This is a genomic window from uncultured Kocuria sp. (assembly GCF_947500125.1).
GTDB lineage: Bacteria > Actinomycetota > Actinomycetes > Actinomycetales > Micrococcaceae > Kocuria.
This window is the reverse complement of sequence record NZ_CANMRA010000001.1, coordinates 80,787-98,645: the sequence shown is the minus strand read 5'-3', so window position 1 is coordinate 98,645 and position 17,859 is coordinate 80,787. Positions and strand designations below refer to the sequence as shown.

At 74.4% G+C, this 17,859-nt stretch carries 15 protein-coding genes; 5 read left to right on the top strand and 10 right to left on the bottom strand.

The genetic code is table 11. The features are described 5' to 3' along the window. Positions 1–3: 3 nt before the first annotated feature. The 7 genes from Q0817_RS00430 to Q0817_RS00400 form a co-directional block, all read right to left on the bottom strand. The gene (locus Q0817_RS00430) at positions 4–1,797 is read right to left on the bottom strand and encodes a biotin carboxylase N-terminal domain-containing protein (protein ID WP_298582583.1); all 1,794 of its coding nucleotides are present in this window, start codon (positions 1,795–1,797) and stop codon (positions 4–6) included. 160 nt (positions 1,798–1,957) lie between these two features. After that, the gene (locus Q0817_RS00425) at positions 1,958–2,593 is read right to left on the bottom strand and encodes a nucleoside triphosphate pyrophosphatase (RefSeq protein ID WP_298582580.1); all 636 of its coding nucleotides are present in this window, start codon (positions 2,591–2,593) and stop codon (positions 1,958–1,960) included. 126 nt (positions 2,594–2,719) lie between these two features. Further along, positions 2,720–3,790 (bottom strand): alcohol dehydrogenase AdhP, encoded by a 1,071-nt coding sequence (gene adhP / locus Q0817_RS00420; protein WP_298582575.1) that lies wholly within the window; start codon positions 3,788–3,790, stop codon positions 2,720–2,722. A 66-nt stretch (positions 3,791–3,856) separates the two neighbouring features. Continuing rightward, positions 3,857–5,404: an aldehyde dehydrogenase family protein gene (locus tag Q0817_RS00415; RefSeq protein ID WP_298582572.1), complete on the bottom strand. Its 1,548-nt coding sequence runs from the start codon at positions 5,402–5,404 to the stop codon at positions 3,857–3,859. Positions 5,405–5,546: 142 nt separating this feature from the next. Beyond that, positions 5,547–6,761 (bottom strand): GAF domain-containing protein, encoded by a 1,215-nt coding sequence (locus tag Q0817_RS00410; RefSeq protein WP_298582569.1) that lies wholly within the window; start codon positions 6,759–6,761, stop codon positions 5,547–5,549. 162 nt (positions 6,762–6,923) lie between these two features. Further along, positions 6,924–8,414 carry a dicarboxylate/amino acid:cation symporter gene (locus Q0817_RS00405; protein ID WP_298582567.1) on the bottom strand — a complete coding sequence of 497 codons (1,491 nt, stop codon included), beginning with the start codon at positions 8,412–8,414 and terminating at the stop codon, positions 6,924–6,926. 73 nt (positions 8,415–8,487) lie between these two features. Further along, positions 8,488–10,230, bottom strand: coding sequence for a DUF885 domain-containing protein (locus tag Q0817_RS00400; RefSeq protein ID WP_298582564.1), 1,743 nt, complete (start codon positions 10,228–10,230; stop codon positions 8,488–8,490). 41 nt (positions 10,231–10,271) lie between these two features. On the opposite strand from Q0817_RS00400, the gene Q0817_RS00395 reads away from it, so the two are divergent. Next, positions 10,272–11,522, top strand: a complete 1,251-nt coding sequence (locus Q0817_RS00395; protein ID WP_298582561.1) for a CynX/NimT family MFS transporter — start codon at positions 10,272–10,274, stop codon at positions 11,520–11,522. Positions 11,523–11,703: 181 nt separating this feature from the next. On the opposite strand, the gene Q0817_RS00390 is transcribed toward Q0817_RS00395, so the two are convergent. The 3 genes from Q0817_RS00390 to Q0817_RS00380 all read right to left on the bottom strand — a co-directional run bounded on the left by Q0817_RS00390 (position 11,704) and on the right by Q0817_RS00380 (position 13,974). Beyond that, positions 11,704–11,934, bottom strand: coding sequence for an acyl-CoA carboxylase subunit epsilon (locus Q0817_RS00390; protein ID WP_298582558.1), 231 nt, complete (start codon positions 11,932–11,934; stop codon positions 11,704–11,706). Next, a complete protein-coding gene (locus Q0817_RS00385) occupies positions 11,931–13,514 on the bottom strand; it encodes an acyl-CoA carboxylase subunit beta (RefSeq protein ID WP_298582555.1) in 1,584 nt (527 codons plus the stop codon). The genes Q0817_RS00390 and Q0817_RS00385 overlap by 4 nt, the downstream gene beginning before the upstream one ends. 157 nt (positions 13,515–13,671) lie before the next feature. Further along, on the bottom strand, positions 13,672–13,974 hold the full coding sequence (locus tag Q0817_RS00380) for a YciI family protein (protein WP_298582552.1): 303 nt from the start codon (positions 13,972–13,974) through the stop codon (positions 13,672–13,674). A 196-nt stretch (positions 13,975–14,170) separates the two neighbouring features. Between Q0817_RS00380 and Q0817_RS00375 the strand changes: the two genes are divergently transcribed. Genes Q0817_RS00375 through Q0817_RS00360 form a run of 4 tightly spaced genes read left to right on the top strand, consistent with a single transcriptional unit; the run spans position 14,171 to position 17,786 of the window. Further along, positions 14,171–15,055 carry a biotin--[acetyl-CoA-carboxylase] ligase gene (locus Q0817_RS00375; protein ID WP_298582548.1) on the top strand — a complete coding sequence of 295 codons (885 nt, stop codon included), beginning with the start codon at positions 14,171–14,173 and terminating at the stop codon, positions 15,053–15,055. A gap of 2 nt (positions 15,056–15,057) precedes the next feature. Further along, on the top strand, positions 15,058–15,738 hold the full coding sequence (locus Q0817_RS00370) for a hypothetical protein (protein ID WP_298582545.1): 681 nt from the start codon (positions 15,058–15,060) through the stop codon (positions 15,736–15,738). Between the two features lie 3 nt (positions 15,739–15,741). Next, positions 15,742–16,899 carry an adenylate/guanylate cyclase domain-containing protein gene (locus Q0817_RS00365; RefSeq protein WP_298582542.1) on the top strand — a complete coding sequence of 386 codons (1,158 nt, stop codon included), beginning with the start codon at positions 15,742–15,744 and terminating at the stop codon, positions 16,897–16,899. After that, positions 16,896–17,786, top strand: coding sequence for a PP2C family serine/threonine-protein phosphatase (locus Q0817_RS00360; RefSeq protein WP_298582539.1), 891 nt, complete (start codon positions 16,896–16,898; stop codon positions 17,784–17,786). The genes Q0817_RS00365 and Q0817_RS00360 overlap by 4 nt, the downstream gene beginning before the upstream one ends. The last annotated feature ends 73 nt before the right edge of the window (positions 17,787–17,859 follow it).

The following is a 17,859-nucleotide window of genomic DNA, read 5'->3' as shown; positions in this document are numbered from 1 at the left end:
GCGTCAGGAGATGGTCGCCAGGACGGCGCCGGCGGAGACGGTGTCCCCGGGGCTCACGGAGAGCCCCGAGACCGTGCCGGACTTGTGCGCCGTCAGCGGCTGCTCCATCTTCATGGCCTCGAGCACGAGCACGAGATCGCCCTCGGCCACCTCGTCGCCGTTGTCCACCGCGATCTTCACGATGGTCCCCTGCATCGGGGAGCTCAGGCTGTCGCCGCTCGCCGCGGCGGCGCCGCCGCCGCGCGCCGAGCGGGACTTGCGGGGCTTGGCCGCGGTCCCGTTGGGCTTGGCCGCGCCGGGCAGGGCGGGCAGCACGACCTCGAGGCGCTTGCCGGCGACCTCGACGACGATGGCCTGGCGCTCCTCGGCCTCGGGCGCGGCCTGCGGGACGCCCTCGAAGGGCGGGATGGTGTTGTCGAACTCGGTCTCGATCCAGCGCGTGTGCACGGTGAACGGGGAGCCGTCCGCGGGGGCGAAGGCGGGGTCGGTGACCACCGCGCGGTGGAAGGGGACCACGGTGGGCATGCCCTCGATGCGCAGCTCGTCCAGCGCTCGGCGGGAGCGCTCGAGCGCCTGCTGCCGGGTGGCCCCGGTGACGATCAGTTTGGCGAGCATGGAGTCGAAGTTCCCGCCCACGGTCTCCCCGGCCTGCACGCCGGAGTCTACGCGCACGCCGGGCCCGCCGGGCAGGTCCAGGGCGGCGATGGTGCCGGGGGAGGGCATGAAGTGCCGGCCGGGGTCCTCGCCGTTGATGCGGAACTCGATCGAGTGGCCCCGGATCTGCGGGTCGTCGTAGCCGAGGACCTCGCCGCGGGCCAGCCGGAACTGCTCGCGCACCAGGTCGATGCCCGTGACCTCCTCGGAGACGGGGTGCTCGACCTGCAGGCGGGTGTTGACCTCGAGGAACGTGATCGTCCCGTCCTGGCCCACCAGGAACTCGCACGTGCCCGCGCCCTGGTAGCCGGCCTCGCGCAGGATCGCCTTCGAGGACTCGTAGAGCAGGCGGTTCTGCTCCTCGGACAGGAACGGCGCCGGCGCCTCCTCCACGAGCTTCTGGTTGCGCCGCTGCAGGGAGCAGTCGCGGGTGGAGACGACCACCACGTTGCCGTGGGCGTCGGCGAGGCACTGGGTCTCCACGTGGCGCGGGGCGTCCAGGAAGCGCTCCACGAAGCACTCGCCGCGGCCGAACGCCGCGGTGGCCTCGCGCACGGCGGACTCGTAGAGCTCCGGGATGTCCTCGCGGTCGCGGACCACCTTGATGCCGCGGCCGCCGCCGCCGAAGGCGGCCTTGACGGCCAGGGGCAGCCCGTGCTCGTCGGCGAACGCGAGGACCTCCTCGGCCGAGGTGACCGGGTCGGTGGTGCCCGGGACCTGCGGGGCGTCGACCTTCTCCGCGATGTGGCGGGCAGCCACCTTGTCGCCGAGCTTGGCGATGGCCGCGGGCGGGGGCCCGATCCAGGTCAGGCCGGCCTCGAGCACGGCCAGCGCGAACTCCGCGTTCTCGGACAGGAAGCCGTAGCCGGGGTGCACGGCGTCGGCGCCCGAGCGGGCGGCGACGTCGAGGATCTTCTCGGCCACCAGGTACGAGTCCGCGGCGGTGGACCCGCCGAGCCCGTACGCCTCGTCCGCCATGCGCGCGTGCAGGGCGTCCCGGTCCGGGTCGGCGTACACGGCCACGGAGGCGATGCCCTCGTCGCGGGCGGCGCGGATCACCCGCACCGCGATCTCTCCGCGGTTGGCGACGAGCACCTTGGTGATGGGGCGGATGGCGCCGTCCGCGGGGTTCTTACCGGTCACGTCTCACTCCTTGTCGAATCCTCCGATGCACTGTATTCCCCGCCGCGAGCAATCGCCCAACCACCCGGCGGCGCTCCGGAAATGCGACGCCGTTTCTGTAGGAGTCCTACAACTGCGGCGGGGTCCGCCCGGCCCCGGGCGGTCCCGGCGGTGCGGGGTCTCAGCGGTGGGCCGTCCACAGCTGGGGCACGCCCACCCCCGCCCGGGCGAGCAGCGTCCGCAGGGTGCTCAGGGACAGGCCGACGACGGCGTGCACGTCCCCCTCCACCCGCTCCACGAACGCGGCGCCGAGGGAGTCGATGGTGAAGGACCCGGCCACCTCCAGGGGCTCGCCGGTGGCCACGTAGGCCGCGACCTCGGCGTCGGACATCTGCGCGAAGAACACCTCGGCGCGGGCGGGCGCGCCGCCGCTGTAGCCGGTGCCGCCGTCCGCCGGGCTCCGGGTGTCCACGAGCCAGTGGCCCGTGTGGAGGACTCCCGAGCGCCCGCGCATGGCCCGGATCCGGGCGGTCGCCGTCTCGGCGTCCAGGGGCTTGCCGTGCACCTCGCCGTCGAGCTCGAAGACCGAGTCGCAGCCCACCACGAGGGCGCCGGCCGCCTCGGGCAGCGCCGCCACGGCCTCCGCCTTCGCCCGGGCCAGGACCATCGCGGTCTCCTCGGCGCCGGTCACCCCGCGCTCCCGGACCACGGCGTCCTCGTCCACGTCCGAGACCAGCCGGTCGTGGCCGATCCCGGCGTCGGCCAGGAGCTTGGTGCGGGCGGGGGAGCGGGAGGCGAGGACGAGGCGGGGAGTCACCGTCCCAGGATACGCAGGCCGCGCGCGAGGGGCCGCGCGGCGCCCCTGTCCACGCGCGAGGGGCCGCGTCCCGGCGGCGGGACGTCTCCCCGCCGCCGGGACGCGGCCCCTCGGGCGCGCCCGGGCTCAGTACCCGACGACCACGCGGCCCTCGATCTTGCCCTTCTCCATCTCGTCGAGGATGGCGTTGACGTCCTCGAGCGGACGGGTGCTGTAGGTCGGGTGGATCAGGCCGCGGGCGTAGAAGTCCAGGGCCTCGACCATGTCCTGGCGCGTGCCCACGATCGACCCGCGGATGGTCAGGCCCTTGAGCACGATGTCGAAGATCGGCGCGGGGAAGTCCCCGGGCGGCAGGCCGTTGAACACGATCGTCCCGCCGCGGCGGACCATGCCGATCGCCTGGCCGAACGCGGCCGGGTGCACGGCGGTCACCAGCACGGCGTCCGCGCCGCCCGGGATCTGCGCGAGCACGGCCTCGGCCGGGTCCTCCGCGAACGCGTTGACGGTGATCTCCGCCCCGTGCTTGCGGGCCAGCGCCAGCTTGTCGTCGGCGACGTCGACCGCCGCGACCCGCAGACCCATGGCCACCGCGTACTGCACGGCGAGGTGTCCCAGGCCTCCGATGCCGGAGATCACCACCCACTCCCCGGGCCGCGCCTCGGTCATCTTCAGGCCCTTGTAGACGGTGACCCCGGCGCACAGCACCGGCGCCACCTCGTACGGGTCGGAGCCCTCGGGGATGTGCGCGGCGAAGCGGGCGTCCACCAGCATGTACTGGCCGAAGGACCCGTCGATGCTGTAGCCGCCGTTGACCTGCTCCTCGCAGAGCGTCTCCCAGCCGGTGCGGCAGTTGCGGCAGTGCCCGCACGCCGAGGCCAGCCAGGCGTTGCCCACGAGGTCGCCCTCCTGCAGGTCCGTGACGCCGGGGCCGAGGGCCACGACCGTGCCCACGCCCTCGTGGCCCGGGACGAACGGCGGGGTGGGCTGGACCGGCCAGTCGCCCTGGGCGGCGTGCAGGTCGGTGTGGCACACGCCGGTCGAGATCAGCTTGACGAGGACCTGGCCGGGGCCGGGCTCGGGGACGGGGAGGTCCTTGACCTCGAGGGGCTGCCCGAAGGCGGTGACCACGGCGGCGGTCATCGTTGCGGGGACGGTGGTGGCGGACTCCTGGACGGTCGGGGCTTGCTGGGCGTTCATGGTGCTCCTCCTGGAACGGGGCGGACGGACGGGCGGTGGCGGTGGGCGGCGAGAGGCCGCTGCGGCCTAGAAGAAGCCCTGGGCGTCCTCGGAGTAGGAGACCAGCAGGTTCTTGGTCTGCTGGTAGTGGTCCAGCATCATCAGGTGGTTCTCGCGGCCGATGCCCGAGGACTTGTAGCCGCCGAACGCGGAGTGCGCGGGGTAGTTGTGGTACTGGTTCACCCACACGCGCCCGGCCTGGATGTCGCGGCCGGCGCGGTAGGCCAGGTTGCCGTTGCGGGCCCAGACCCCGGCGCCGAGGCCGTAGAGGGTGTCGTTGGCGGTGGCCATGGCGTCGGCGTAGTCGGTGAAGCGGGTCACGGACAGGACGGGTCCGAAGATCTCCTCCTGGAAGATGCGCATCGAGTTCTCGCCCTCGAACACCGTGGGGGAGACGTAGAAGCCCTCGGCGAGGTCTCCGTCCAGGACGTTGCGCTCGCCGCCCGCGAGGACCTTGGCGCCCTCCTGCTTGCCGATGTCGATGTAGGACAGGATCTTCTGCAGCTGGTCGTTGGAGGCCTGCGCGCCGACCTGGGTGTCGAGGTCCAGCGGGTTGCCCTGGACCATGCCCTTGACCCGTTCGACGCCGTCCGCGAGCAGCCGGTCGTAGATCGAGCCCTGGATGAGGGCGCGCGAGGGGCAGGTGCAGACCTCGCCCTGGTTGAGGGCGAAGAACGCGAAGCCCTCCAGGGCCTTGTCGTAGAAGGAGTCCTGGGCCGCGGCCACGTCCTCGAAGAAGATGTTCGGGGACTTCCCGCCCAGCTCCAGGGTCACGGGGATGATGTTCTGGGAGGCGTACTGCATGATGAGCCGGCCCGTGGTGGTCTCGCCCGTGAAGGCGATCTTGCGGATCCGCGGGCTCGAGGCCAGCGGCTTGCCGGCCTCCACGCCGAAGCCGTTGACCACGTTGACCACGCCCGGGGGCAGGATGTCCGCGAGCAGCTCCATGAGCACCATGATCGAGGCAGGGGTCTGCTCGGCGGGCTTGAGCACCACGGCGTTGCCCGCGGCCAGGGCCGGGGCGAGCTTCCACACGCCCATGAGGATCGGGAAGTTCCAGGGAATGATCTGCCCGACCACGCCGAGGGGCTCGTGGAAGTGGTAGGACGTGGTGTTGTCGTCGAGCTGGGAGAGGGTGCCCTCCTGGGCGCGGATCGCCCCGGCGAAGTAGCGGAAGTGGTCGATGGCCAGGGCGATGTCGGCGTTGATGGTCTCGCGCACCGGCTTGCCGTTGTCCCAGGTCTCGGCCACGGCGAGCATCTCGAGGTTCTGCTCCATCCGGTCGGCGACCCGGTGCAGCACCAGCGCCCGCTCCGCGACCGGGGTCTTGCCCCAAGCCGGGGCGGCGGCCCACGCGGCGTCGAGCGCGGCGTCGATGTCCTCGGCGGTGCCGCGGGCCACTTCGGTGAAGGGCTTGCCGTTGACCGGGGAGATGTTCTCGAAGTAGCGGCCCTGCACGGGCGGCACCCACTGCCCGCCGATCCAGTGCTCGTAGCGGGGCTTGAAGGTGACCTTGGAGCCCTCGGTGCCGGGCTGCGCGTAGACGGTGGTGAGGGACTGGGTTTCGACGCTCATGGTGACCTGCTCCTGGTGCGTGACGGTGCGAGTGGCACGGGCGCGGACCGTCTCGTCCGCGCCGCTGTGTGATGCAGCTCACGCTACGCGGGGCCACGTTGCACGCACGTTGCACGCACGATGCACCGGGTCCCGGGCCAGGTCAGCGGCGCAGCCGCTCCAGCTCGAGCACCGCCCCGGCGCGGGCGGGGGAGCGGGCCGGCAGGAGGCGCAGCAGCAGCTCCCACGCCTCGGCGTCGTCGGCGGCCTCCGGCAGCGTCAGGTACTCGCGCACGGCCTCGGCCGAGCCGTCGGCCAGGACGGCCTCGCGCAGGAGCCCGGTGACGCGGTGGCGCAGCGCCACCACGGACGGGGCCTCGGAGTGCGGCAGCAGGGCCCCGGTGTACTCCCGCAGGGCCCGCCGGTGCGAGCCCCGGGCGAGCAGTTCGAGCACCCGGCCCGCGTCCGAGGCCAGGGGCGCCTCGAGCCGGTAGGGGCGCGAGGCGATCGCCGGGCCGCCCCGGGGCTCGAGCAGCCGGCGCAGCCGCAGCACCTCGGCCCGCACCGTGGTCTCCTGCGCCCGGCCGGCCCACAGCTGCACGGACAGCTCCGCGGTGCTCAGCCCGGCCGGGGCGCGGGAGAGCGCCAGGAGGATCTCGGCGTGGCGTTCGGTCAGCTCCAGGGGGCGCCCGTCCAGGAGCAGCGCGGGCGGGGCGTCGCCCAGCACGCGCAGGAACGCGCCGGAGGCGGGGGCGGCGCCGCGGCCCGCCGCGGGGGACGGTCCCCGGGTCTGCGCCGCGGAGCGCAGGGCGAGGGCCAGCTCGGCCCGGGCGGCGCGCACCGCCGCACCGACCAGCGCCCGCGTGGCGGGGTCGGCGGCGGCGTCCCCGCCGGTGAGGTCCACCGCCCCGAGCAGCGCCCCCGTGACGGGGTGCAGCAGCGGGGCCGCCGTGCAGGACCACGGCCGGGCCTCGGGATAGAAGTGCTGGTCGCGGTGCACGGTCACCGGCCGGCGCAGGACCAGTGCCGTGCCGGGGGCGTTGGTGCCCACGGCCGTCTCGGACCAGTCGGCGCCCTCGACGAAGCCCATCGCCTCGGCACGCCGCCGCGTCGCGGCGCTGCCCCGGACCCGCAGGAGCACCCCGCGGGGGTCCGTCACGGCCACGACCAGTCCGGTGTCCTCGGCCAGGGGGGTGAGCAGTTCGTCGAGCACGGGCATCAGCAGTCGCAGCGGGGCGCGGGCCTCCCGGACGTCGGTGTGGTCCAGCACCACCTGCGGGGTGCAGCGCTCGGGTGCGGCGAGATGGCCCAGCGAACGGGCCCAGGACAGGCGCAGCTGCGGGTCCGTCGTCCTCGGTCCGTCCGTCGGTACGCCCACGCGCCACCCCCTGCTCGATGCTGTGACCCAGCTCTCATGCCGCTCCTCAGCGTAGCCCGGGACGCGTCCGGCACCAGCGAGGGGCGGGGAACTGCCGGAATGCGTCGAGCATTCCCCCAGTTCCCCGCCCCTCGCGGTCGGGACGCCCTGCGGTGCCGGGCGTCAGCGGGCCGCCGCCGGAGCCTCCTCCGGGTGCGGCTCCGCGCCGCCTGCCGCGCCGGCGGTGCGGGACCCGGTGCCGGGCTCCGCGTCCTCGGGTGCGGCGTCCTCGGGGCCGGCACCGGCGGGGACGGCGTGCTCAGGTGCGGCGTCCTCGGGTGCGAACGGGTCGCCGGAGCGCGGGGCGTCGTAGAGCCCGCGGTCCAGCAGCCCCTCGCGGTGGGCGACGATGGTGGGCACCAGGGCCTGGCCCGCCACGTTGAGCGCGGTGCGGCCCATGTCGATGATCGGGTCCACGGCCAGCAGGAGCCCCACGCCGTCGAGCGGCAGGCCCAGCGTGGACAGCGTCAGGGTGAGCATCACGGTGGCGCCCGTGGTGCCGGCGGTCGCCGCGGAGCCCAGCACGGACACGAGCGCGATGAGCACGTAGTGGGTGACGTCCAGGTCGATCCCGTAGAACTGCGCGACGAACAGGGCGGCGATCGCGGGGTAGACCGCGGCGCAGCCGTCCATCTTGGTGGTCGCGCCGAGCGGCACGGCGAAGGACGCGTAGGCGCGGGGCACGCCGAGGCTGCGCTCGGTGACGCGCTGGGTCAGCGGCATGGTGCCCACCGAGGACCGGGAGACGAAGCCCAGCTGCACGGCCGGCCAGACCCCGGAGAAGTACTGCTTGACGGAGAGCCCGTGCGCCTTCACCAGCACCGGGTAGACCACGAGGGCCACGACCAGCAGGCCGGCGTAGACGGTCGCGACGAACGCCACGAGCCCGCCCATCGAGGTCCAGCCGTACTCGAACACGGCCCGGCCGATCAGCCCGAGCGTGCCCAGCGGGGCGAGGCGGATGATCCACCAGACGACCTTCTGCACCACGGCCAGCGCGGAGCGCACCACGGCCAGGAAGGGCTCGGCCGGAGCGCCGACCTTGAGCGCCGCGATGCCGACGGCGGCCGAGACCACGAGCACCTGCAGCACGTTGAAGCCGAGGGAGGTCCGGACGGTCTCCGGGTCCACCACCGAGGAGGAGACCTCCAGGCCCAGGAAGTTGGCGGGGACGATGCCGGTGAGGAAGCCCAGCCACGAGCCCTGCGTGCCGGTGTACGCCTCGGCGGGCGCGGCGGCGCCGCTGCCCGCCCCGGGCTGGACGACCAGCCCGAGCACGAGCCCGACCGTCACGGCGATCAGCGCGGTGATCCCGAACCACAGCAGCGTCTTCCAGGCGAGCCGGGCGGCGTCGGAGACCTCCCGCAGGTTGGCGATCGAGGAGATCACCGCGGTCACCACGAGCGGGACCACGGCGGCCTTGAGCAGGCTGACGTAGCTGGTGCCGATGGTGTCCAGCGCGGTCATCAGCCAGTTCGGGTCCGTGTCGGGGTCGCCGCCGAGGGTGTCGGCGACGGTGCCCAGGGCCACGCCCAGGAGGAGGGCCAGCACGATCTGCGTGCCGAAGGAGGTCATCCACCGGGGCAGACGTCGATTGCTTTCTGCGGAAATCATGTGCCCACGATAGGGCGCGGAAATATACATCACCGAATGACGGTGACGAAATGTGACGCGGATATGACGCGGATCACAGGGCGAGCGCGTACTCCAGGGTGTCCAGGCCCACCGAGCCGAGGCGCAGCGCACGCGAGTGGAAGTCCTTGAGCAGGAAACCCGGTCCCGCCGCGGCGCGGGCGGCCTCCCGCGCCTGCTCCCACAGCTGCTGGCCCACCTTGTAGGACGGCGCCTGCCCGGGCCAGCCCATGTAGCGCATCCACTCGAAGCGCAGCATCGGGTCCGCCATCACGATGTTCGAGCGCAGGAACCGCCACCCGTCCTCGGGGGTCCAGACCTCGCCGGGACGGGCCCCGCCGAGGGCGGCCCCGAGCTCCGCGGGGACGCGGTAGCCGCAGTGGAAGCCGACGTCGAAGACCACCCGCGCCGCCCGCAGCCGCTGGGAGTCCAGCATCCCCATCCGGTCCCCGGGGTCCTGCAGATGGCCCAGCTCGTCCATGAGCCGCTCGGCGTACAGCGCCCAGCCCTCCCCGTGGCCCGAGACCCACACGCCCATCCGCCGCCACCGGTTGAGCTCCCCCGAGTTGGCGAGGGCGGTGGAGAACTGCAGGTGGTGGCCGGGAACGCCCTCGTGGTACACGGTGGTGGTCTCCTCCCACGTGGTGAACGTCGCAGTGCCCTCGGGCACGGACCACCACATCCGCCCGGGGCGGGAGAAGTCGGCGCTGGGCATCGAGTACCAGATCCCGCCGTCGTGGGTCGGGGCGATGCGGCACTCGAGCCGGCGCATGGGCGCCGTCAGCTCGAAGTGCGTGTCCGCGAGGGCGTCCACGGCGGCGTCGGAGAGGTCCTGCATCCACGCCTGCAGCGCGTCGGTGCCGTGCAGCTGCCGCGCCGGGTCCGCGTCCAGGGCCGCCATGGCCTGGGCGACCGTGGCGCCGGGGGCGATGCGGTGGGCGAGGACCTCCTGCTCCGCCACGATCGTGCGCAGCTGCTCGACCCCCCAGGCGTAGACCGTGGCCGGGTCCAGGACGGCGCCCAGGAACTCCTGCAGGCGCAGCGTGTACACGTCGGGGCCCACCGCGTCCGTGCGGGGCGCGTCCACGGCGAGCTCCTTGCCCAGCACGGCGGCGAGGCCCCGGTAGGCGCGCCGCGCCGCCTCGGCCGCCTCCGCGACCTCCTGCCGCAGGGCCTCCGGGACGCGGGGGCTGCGCCCCAGCCGGTCGAAGAAGCCGTGCCGGGCCGCGTAGCCGGTGCACTGCCGGGACGCGTTGCGCAGCTGCGCGGCGGAGGCCGAGCGGCCGAGGGAGCGGGCGTGCCGCAGGCCCAGGACGTAGGAGTCCACGGCGGCGGGCACGGCGCGCAGCCGCCCGGCGACGTGCGCCCAGTCCTCGGCGGTGCGCCGCGGCAGGTCGTCGAAGACCTCCCGGATCTCCTGCACCGGGGAGGAGATGTTGTTGACCTCCCAGCCCCGCAGCCCCTCGTCGAGCAGGAGCAGGTCCAGGCCGAGGCGCTCGCGCAGGGCGTGGCCGGTGATCCGGTCGACGTCGTCGGCCGGGTCCGCGCGCCCGAGCTCGGCCAGCGTCCGGCGGGCCGCGTCGGCCCGGGCCTCGAGCCCCTCGGGCCCGAAGTCCCGGTACTCGCTCTCGTGCCCGGGGAAGCCGTGCACGGTCGCCTGGGCCGGGTCCAGCTCCATGGACCGCGCGAACCAGCGCTCGGCCACGGCGTCGACGGCCGTGGGCTCGCGCCGCCCGGTGCCGAGGGGCGCCGGCCCGCGGCCGGGGGTGGACGGAAGGTCGGGCCGATGAACGGTCATGCACGTCACCCTAGCGCCGGGCGCTCCCTAGACTGCGGACCATGACCGCCCCTGCGCCGCGCGCGAGCTCCGCCCCTCCTGCCGTCCCGGACGGACCCACGGGCGCCGCCGGGACCGCGCCCGCCCTGCTCGTGGTGGTCGCCGGCGTGGTGGGCGCCCTGCACGTGTGGAAGCTCGCCCCGGCGCTGCCCGTGCTCTCCGCCGAGCTCGGCCTGAGCCTGGTGCAGGGAGGGTTCCTGCTCTCCACCGTGCAGGTGGCGGGCATGCTGCTCGGCGTGGTGGTCGGCCTGTTCGGGGACCGCATCGGGCTGCGCCGGGGGCTGGTCCTCGGGCTGGGCCTGCTCACCGCGGGCTCCGTGACGGGTCTGCTCTCCACCGGGTACGGCCCGCTGCTGGGCTCCCGGGTGCTGGAGGGCGTGGGGTTCATGCTCGTGTCGATCTGCGCCCCGGCGCTGATCCGGCGCACCGTGGCCCCGGCCCGGGTGTCGCTGCTGGTGGGGCTGTGGGGCTGCCACATCCCGGTCGCCGCGGCGCTGTCCCTGCTGCTCGGCGGCCTGCTCAGCGAGACCCTCGGCTGGCGCACCTGGTGGGCGGCCGCCGCGGCCGGCTCCGCGCTCCTGGCCCTGCTCGTGCTCGCCGTGCTGCCGCCGGACCCCGCCCACGTGGTGGTGCACGGGGTGCGGCAGCGCCTCGGGCTGACCCTGCGCGCGCCCGGGCCGTGGCTGGTGGCCGCGGTCTTCGGGCTCTACACCGCCCAGTGGAACGGGGTGGTGCAGTTCCTGCCCTCCATGTACGCCGAGGCCGGGATCGAGGCGGCCGCCGCGGCGGGGCTCAGCGCGCTCGCCGCGGGGGTCAACGTGGTGGGCAACCTGGGCGCGGGCCGGGCCCTGCAGCGCGGAGTGCGTCCCGTGGTGCTGTGGTGCACGGGCTTCGCCGTGCTGGGGCTGGCCGCCGTGGTCGCGTTCGGGCTGGCGCCGCTGCTGGACGAGGGGGCGCGCTTCGGCGCCCGGTACGGCGCGGTCCTGGTCTTCTCCGCCGTGGGGGGAGTGGTGCCGACCACGGCGATCGCGAGTCTCATGCGGGTCGCCCCGACCCCCACCACGGTGGCCACCACGCTGGGGCTGGGCCAGCAGTTCAACGCCCTGGGCCAGTTCGCCGGCCCGCCCGCGGTCGCGTCGGTCGCGCAGGTGACGGGCACCTGGGACCTGACGTGGGCCGTGACGGCCGTGCTCGCCCTCGCGGGCCTCGCGGTGGCGCTCGTGGCCTCGCGGCGGATCCCCCGGGAGCCGTGAACGGTCACCGGCCGGCCCCGAAGGGCCCGGGCCGGGCACGCCGGCTGTTCGCCCCCGGGAGCGGGAGGCCGCTCCTGCCGGCGGGGCCCTCCGGGCCCACCGCTCGGAGCTCACTCCTCAGGACTCACTCCTCCGGGCTCACTCGTCCCGGGCTCACCGCTCCCTGCTCATTCCTGCCGGCTCACTCCTCCGGGCGGGTCCGCCGCCACGCGCCGCGGCCCGGGCGCAGCCGCAGGCCCAGCCGCATCCGGCGGAACTGGTCCCGCCGCCCCGGGGCGCCCTTCGCGGAGGCCTCGCCCCCGTCCGGGCGCGCGAGCAGGACGGCGGTGACGGCGGCGATCTCCTCCGGGGTGGGGTTGCCGGCCGTGAAGCGCAGGGACGGGACGCCCTCGACGGGCTCGCGGGGCGTCACAGCGGGATGTTCCCGTGCTTCTTGGTGGGCGTCGTCGCGCGCTTGTCGCGCAGCGCCCGCAGGGCCTTGAGCACCTGGACCCGGGTCTCGGACGGGGGGATCACCGCGTCCACGTAGCCCAGCTCCGCGGCCTGGTACGGGTTGAGCAGGCTCTCCTCGTACTTGCGCACCAGGTCGGCGCGCAGCGCCTCGACGTCCTCGTCGTTGTCGGCGGCGGCCTTGAGGTCCCGGCGGTAGAGGATCTCCACGGCGCCCTGGGCGCCCATCACGCCGATCTGCGCGGTGGGCCAGGCCAGGTTGATGTCCGCGCCGAGCTTCTTCGAGCCCATCACGATGTAGGCCCCGCCGTAGGCCTTGCGGGTGATCAGGGTGACCAGCGGGACGGTCGCCTCGGCGTAGGCGTAGAGCAGCTTGGCGCCGCGCCGGATGATGCCGTTGAACTCCTGGTCGGTGCCGGGCAGGAAGCCGGGCACGTCCACGAGGGTCAGGATCGGGACGTTGAACGCGTCGCAGTGCCGCACGAACCGGGCCGCCTTCTCGGAGGCCGCGATATCCAGCGTGCCGGCGAACTGCATGGGCTGGTTCGCCACGACGCCCACGGTGTGCCCCTCGACCCGGGCGTAGCCGATCATCACGTTGGGGGCGTAGAGCGCCTGCATCTCCAGGAAGTGCCCGTCGTCGACGATCGCCTCGACCACCGCGCGCATGTCGTACGGCTGGTTCGCGGAGTCCGGGACCAGCGTGTCCAGGGCGAGGTCCACGTCCGTGACCTCGTCCTCCTGGTCGTGGTCCAGCAGGGGCGCCTCCTGCAGGTTGTTGGCCGGGAGGAACTCGAGCAGCTCGTGCACGAAGTCGAAGGCGTCCTGCTCGTCCTCGGCGAGGTACGTGGCCGTGCCCGTGGTCGCGTTGTGCTGGCGCGCCCCGCCGAGGGTCTCCATGTCCACCGACTCGCCCGTGACCGTCTTGATGACGTCCGGGCCGGTGATGAACATGTGCGAGGTCTTGTCGACCATCACGATGTAGTCGGTCAGGGCCGGGGAGTAGGCCGCCCCGCCCGCGCACGGGCCCATGATGAGCGAGATCTGCGGGACCACCCCGGAGGAGCGGACGTTCATGTTGAAGATGTCCGCGAACATCGCCAGGGAGGCCACGCCCTCCTGGATCCGCGCCCCGCCGCCGTCGTTGATCCCGACGACCGGGCAGCCGTTGCGCAGGGCGAACTTCTGCACCTTGACGATCTTCTCCCCGTTGGCCTGGGACAGCGACCCGCCGAACACCGCGAAGTCCTGGGAGTAGACCGCCACCAGGCGCCCGTCCACCGTGCCGTAGCCGCTGACCACGCCGTCGCCGGGCAGCTTCTTGGACGCCATCCCGAAGGCGGTCGAGCGGTGGGTCGCGAGGGCGTCGAACTCCACGAAGGAGTCCTCGTCCAGGAGCATCTCCACGCGCTCCCGGGCGGTGTTCTTCCCGCGGGCGTGCTGCTTCTCGATCGCCGCCCGACCCGCAGGGGCCTCGGAGCGGGCCCTGCGGTCGTGGAAGTCGGCGATCTTGCCGGCGGTGGTCGTCAGGTCGTGGGTCACAAGCACCTCGTGGTCTGGTACGCGGCCGGCCCGGCGGGCCGAGCGGTCCGGTCCGGGGTGGTCTGGGGACCTGCTCACTCTAGTCCGCGGCCGCCGGGGCCTCCGTTGTAGAACTCCTACAAATTCCGTGCCCCGGGCCGGGGCGCCCGGGCAGGGCTCAGCCGACGCGGCCGAGGACCACCTTCCAGGGCCGGACGGTCCGCTCGGTGACCACCCCGTGGCGCACCAGCGGGTCCTCGTCGGTGAGCCGCTCGACCGCCCCGGCGTCCTCGGCGGCGAAGACCAGCAGCGCGCCGGGCGCGCCGTCGTCCTCGAACGGCCCGGACGCGAGCAGGTGGCCCTGCTCCACGAGCCCGCCGAGGTACTCCCGGTGCTCGGGGCGGCGGGCGGCCAGGACGTCGGCGGGGCCCCCGTAGACGTAGGTGACGGCGAACGTCGTGCGGTTCTCGGCTGCGCTCACGGTGGCTCCTTCGGGTCGTGCCGCGGCCCCGCCGGCGGGACGGGACCGTCCAGCCGCTTCCCGGGGAACCGGGCTACTACTGTGGATGTGGTCCGAAGACTACGCGGACGGCGCCCGGCCGGACAGCACCGTCCGCCCGGCACCGCGACGACCGACCGGCGACGACCGACCCGCGACGACCCACCCGAGGAGAACCGTGCCCGACCCCCGCGCCGCCGACCTGCGCGCCCCCGCCGTGCTCGCGGCCCTGGCGGACCTCGGCCTGGGGCGGATCGACGTCCTCGACGAGGTCGGCTCCACGAACGAGCACCTGACGGCCGCCGTCACCCGGCAGGCGCGCGGGCCCCGCCCGGACCGGCCGTGGACCGACCTGTCCCTCGTGGTCACCGGGCACCAGAGCGCGGGGCGCGGCCGGCTGGACCGGGTGTGGACCACCGAGCCCGGCACCGCGCTGACCTTCAGCGTCCTGCTGCGCCCGGCCGACGACCGCGGCCGGGCGCTGCCCACCCAGCACTTCCCGTGGCTGACCCTGCTGATGGCCTCGGCCGTGGTGGACGCCCTGGAGGGACTCGCGGCGGCGGGCGCGCGGATCAAGTGGCCCAACGACGTCCTGGTGGACGGGCGCAAGATCGCCGGTCTGCTCGCGGGCCTCGTGCTGGACGAGCAGCGCTCGCCGGCGGTGGTGCTGGGCACCGGGATCAACGTCGCCCAGGCGGAGCCGCCCGTGGCCACGGCCACGTCCGTCCGGCACGCCACCGGCCGCGAGGTCGAGCGCGCCGCCGTCCTGGGGGCCGTGCTGGGCGGGTTCGTCCCGCTCTACCGGCAGTTCTGCGCCGACCCGGCCGCCGCCGTGCGGCCCGGCGGCCCGCTGCGCGCCCGGATCACCGAGCGGATGGAGACCCTCGGCCGCACGGTGCGCGCCGAGCTCCCCGGCGGGGCCGCCCCCGTCACGGGCACCGCGACGGGCCTCGGCGAGCACGGGGGGCTGCTGGTGCGCGAGGCCGGCGGCGCGCAGCGCGAGGTGACGGCCGGGGACGTGGTGCACCTGCGCCCCGCCCCGGACGCCCCCGGGACGGCCTGAGCGTGCCCGCCCGTCCCGCCCTGCAGCCGGGGGAGCGCGTGCTCGTGTCCACGCGCGCGCACGGCGCGCGGCTGACCCGGCCCTTCCTGGTGCTGCTGCTGACGGTGTTCGCGCTCTCGACCGCCCAGCGGGCCCTCGAGCTGCGCTGGCGCCCCGTGGCGGAGCCGTGGACCACGGTGCACGCCGGGGTGGAGCTCACCCTGCTCGTCGCGGCCGGCTGGGTCGTGCTCCGCAGCTGCCTGCGCCCGCTCCTGCGCTGGTGGCGCACCCGCTACGTGCTCACCAGCCGCCACCTCGTCCTGCTGCGCCCCGGCGGGGCCCGCAGGACCGTGTCGCTGCCCCTGCACCAGCTGCGCCGGGTCTCCGTGGAGCGCCGGCGCAGCCCCGCCCTCGGCCGGCGCGACGGGCGCGTGGTGGCCGACTTCGGGCCGCTCGGCGGGCTGCGCCTCGAGCACGCCCCGGAGGCGCAGCGCCTGGCCGGGCTCATCCGCCGGGCCGCCGAGGACCAGTGGGCGCCGGGCGGTGACGCCGGACGGGCCGGAGATCCCGGCACCGGCGGGGGTGCGCCGGGGCTCCCTCCCACTAGAGTGGACCGCGACGCGGTCGTGGCACCACGCCCGGGCCCGTCCGTCGCCCCGCGCCGACCGTGGAACCGACGGGCCGTCCACCAGGAAGAGGAGTGACGTGTGGCGAGTGAGGACTCGGAGACCCAGGGCGAGCCGGCGCTCGGCCCCCAGACGGCGCAGCTGAACCTGAACCTGCACAACCCCGTCCAGGCGAACCTCTACCGCTCGGACGAGTCCAAGGCCGCCGTGCAGGCCCTCGAGCAGACCCTCCTGGGCTCGGAGCGCGATCTGCGCCGCCGGGAGGCCGCGCGCCGGGGCGGGCTGTCGCTGCTGTCCGCGCGGAAGGTGTGGCGGGCCCTCGGCTTCCCGAACCTCACCGACGACGACCTCTGGTTCACCGAGCAGGACTCCGAGGCCCTGCGGGTGCTGTCCACGATGGTGCTCGAGGAGAAGGTCACCGAGGAGGCGGCCCTGTCCCTGGTGCGCTCGATCGGGCAGATGACCGACCGCATGGTGGTGTGGCAGGTCGAGGCGCTCGTCGAGGACATGGTCGTCCACCGGGGCATGACCGACGCCGCCGCGCGCCGGCAGCTGCTGCACCTGCTGCCGGACCTCATCGACGCGATCGAGAACCTCCTGGTCTACTCCTGGCGGCGCCAGATGAACGCCGCCGTGCAGCGGCTGGCGATGCGCGTGGAGCGCCCGGACGGCTCGACCGCCACCGGCCCCACGGACGACGACGGGGCGTCCTCCATCCTCCCGCTCGCGCGCGGGGTGGGCTTCGCCGACCTGGTCTCCTACACGTCGCTGTCCCGGCAGATGAACGAACGGACCCTGGCCAACCTCGTGCAGCGCTTCGAGAACCGCTGCGCGGAGGTGATCGCCGTGGGCGGCGGCCGGCTCATCAAGACCATCGGGGACGAGGTCATGTTCCTCGCGGAGACCCCCGAGGGCGGGGCGCAGATCTCCCTCGCCCTGTCCCGCGCGATCCGGGACGACCCCGAGCTCCCGCAGGCGCGCGTGTCCTTCGTGTGGGGGCGCGTGCTGCCGCGGCTCGGGGACATCTACGGGCCCACGGTGAACCTCGCCTCCCGGCTCGTGGCGCTGACCGACCCGGGCTCCGTGCTCGTGGACGCCTCGACCGCGGCGGTGCTCTCCGGCGACGACCGCTTCATCCTCCTGCCGCAGCCCACCCGCAACGTGCGGGGCTTCGGCGACGTCCAGCCCGTAGCGCTCTCCCAGGGCGCCGGCCCCGGGCTGGAGGTCGACTTCGAATGAGCGCACCCCTCGTCATCCGCGCCGGCGCGTCCACGGACCGCGGCCTGCGCCGGGAGTCCAACGAGGATGCCCTGGTGGTCACGGCCACGATGTGCGCCGTGGCGGACGGCATGGGCGGGCACGAGGCCGGGGAGGTGGCGAGCGCCCTGTGCGTGCGCACCCTCGGGGCGTCCCCCCTGTTCCAGCTGGAGGACTTCCGCTCGTTCGAGGTCCTCGAGCCGGAGCCGCCCCGGGACATCGCCCGGTTCCGCGCCACGGTGGAGCGGGAGCTGCGCCTGGACCCGGAGATCCCCGACGACTCGATCGAGGCCGTCCGCCGCGTCCGCTCGGTGCTGTGGCAGGCGGACCAGCACATCCAGCACGCCGTCGAGGGCCGGGCGGGCACCACCGTCACGGGCGTGTGGCTGCACCGGATCGACGGGCGCATGCTGTGGATCGTGTTCAACACGGGCGACTCCCGGACCTATCAGCTGGTCGCGCCCGAGCCGGGGGCCGACCCGGGCGACGCCGGGCCGGCGATCGAGCAGCTGACCGTGGACCACTCCGAGGTGCAGTACCTCGTGTCGATCGGGCAGCTCACCTCGGCGCAGGCGCTCGTGCACCCGCGCCGCAACGTGATCACCCGTGCCCTGGGCACCGGCCAGGTCTGGGAGCCGGACGTGTGGGTGCTCCCGGCCCGGCACGGGGACCGGCTGATGCTGTGCTCGGACGGGCTGACCAACGAGCTGAGCCCCGCCCACATGGCCCGGGTGCTCGCCTCGGTGCCCCACCCCAAGGAGGCGGCCGACGTGCTGCTGCAGGCCGCGCTGCGCACCGGCGGGCGGGACAACGTCACGGTGATCGTGGCCGACGCCGTGCGGCCGGGGGAGTACGCCCCCGGGTTCTGAGCCCCGCGCCCCGCGGGGACGCGGCGTCCCCCGAAGTGGGGGACATCATCAGCCGTCACATCGGGACCGCCCC

Coding starts and splice junctions, on each gene's coding strand:
- adhP (WP_298582575.1), bottom strand. CDS start 3,790: ATGAACGCCCAGCAAGCCCCGACCGTCCAGGAGTCCGCCACCACCGTC.
- Q0817_RS00415 (WP_298582572.1), bottom strand. CDS start 5,404: ATGAGCGTCGAAACCCAGTCCCTCACCACCGTCTACGCGCAGCCCGGC.
- Q0817_RS00405 (WP_298582567.1), bottom strand. CDS start 8,414: ATGATTTCCGCAGAAAGCAATCGACGTCTGCCCCGGTGGATGACCTCC.
- Q0817_RS00400 (WP_298582564.1), bottom strand. CDS start 10,230: ATGACCGTTCATCGGCCCGACCTTCCGTCCACCCCCGGCCGCGGGCCG.
- Q0817_RS00395 (WP_298582561.1), top strand. CDS start 10,272: ATGACCGCCCCTGCGCCGCGCGCGAGCTCCGCCCCTCCTGCCGTCCCG.
- Q0817_RS00360 (WP_298582539.1), top strand. CDS start 16,896: ATGAGCGCACCCCTCGTCATCCGCGCCGGCGCGTCCACGGACCGCGGC.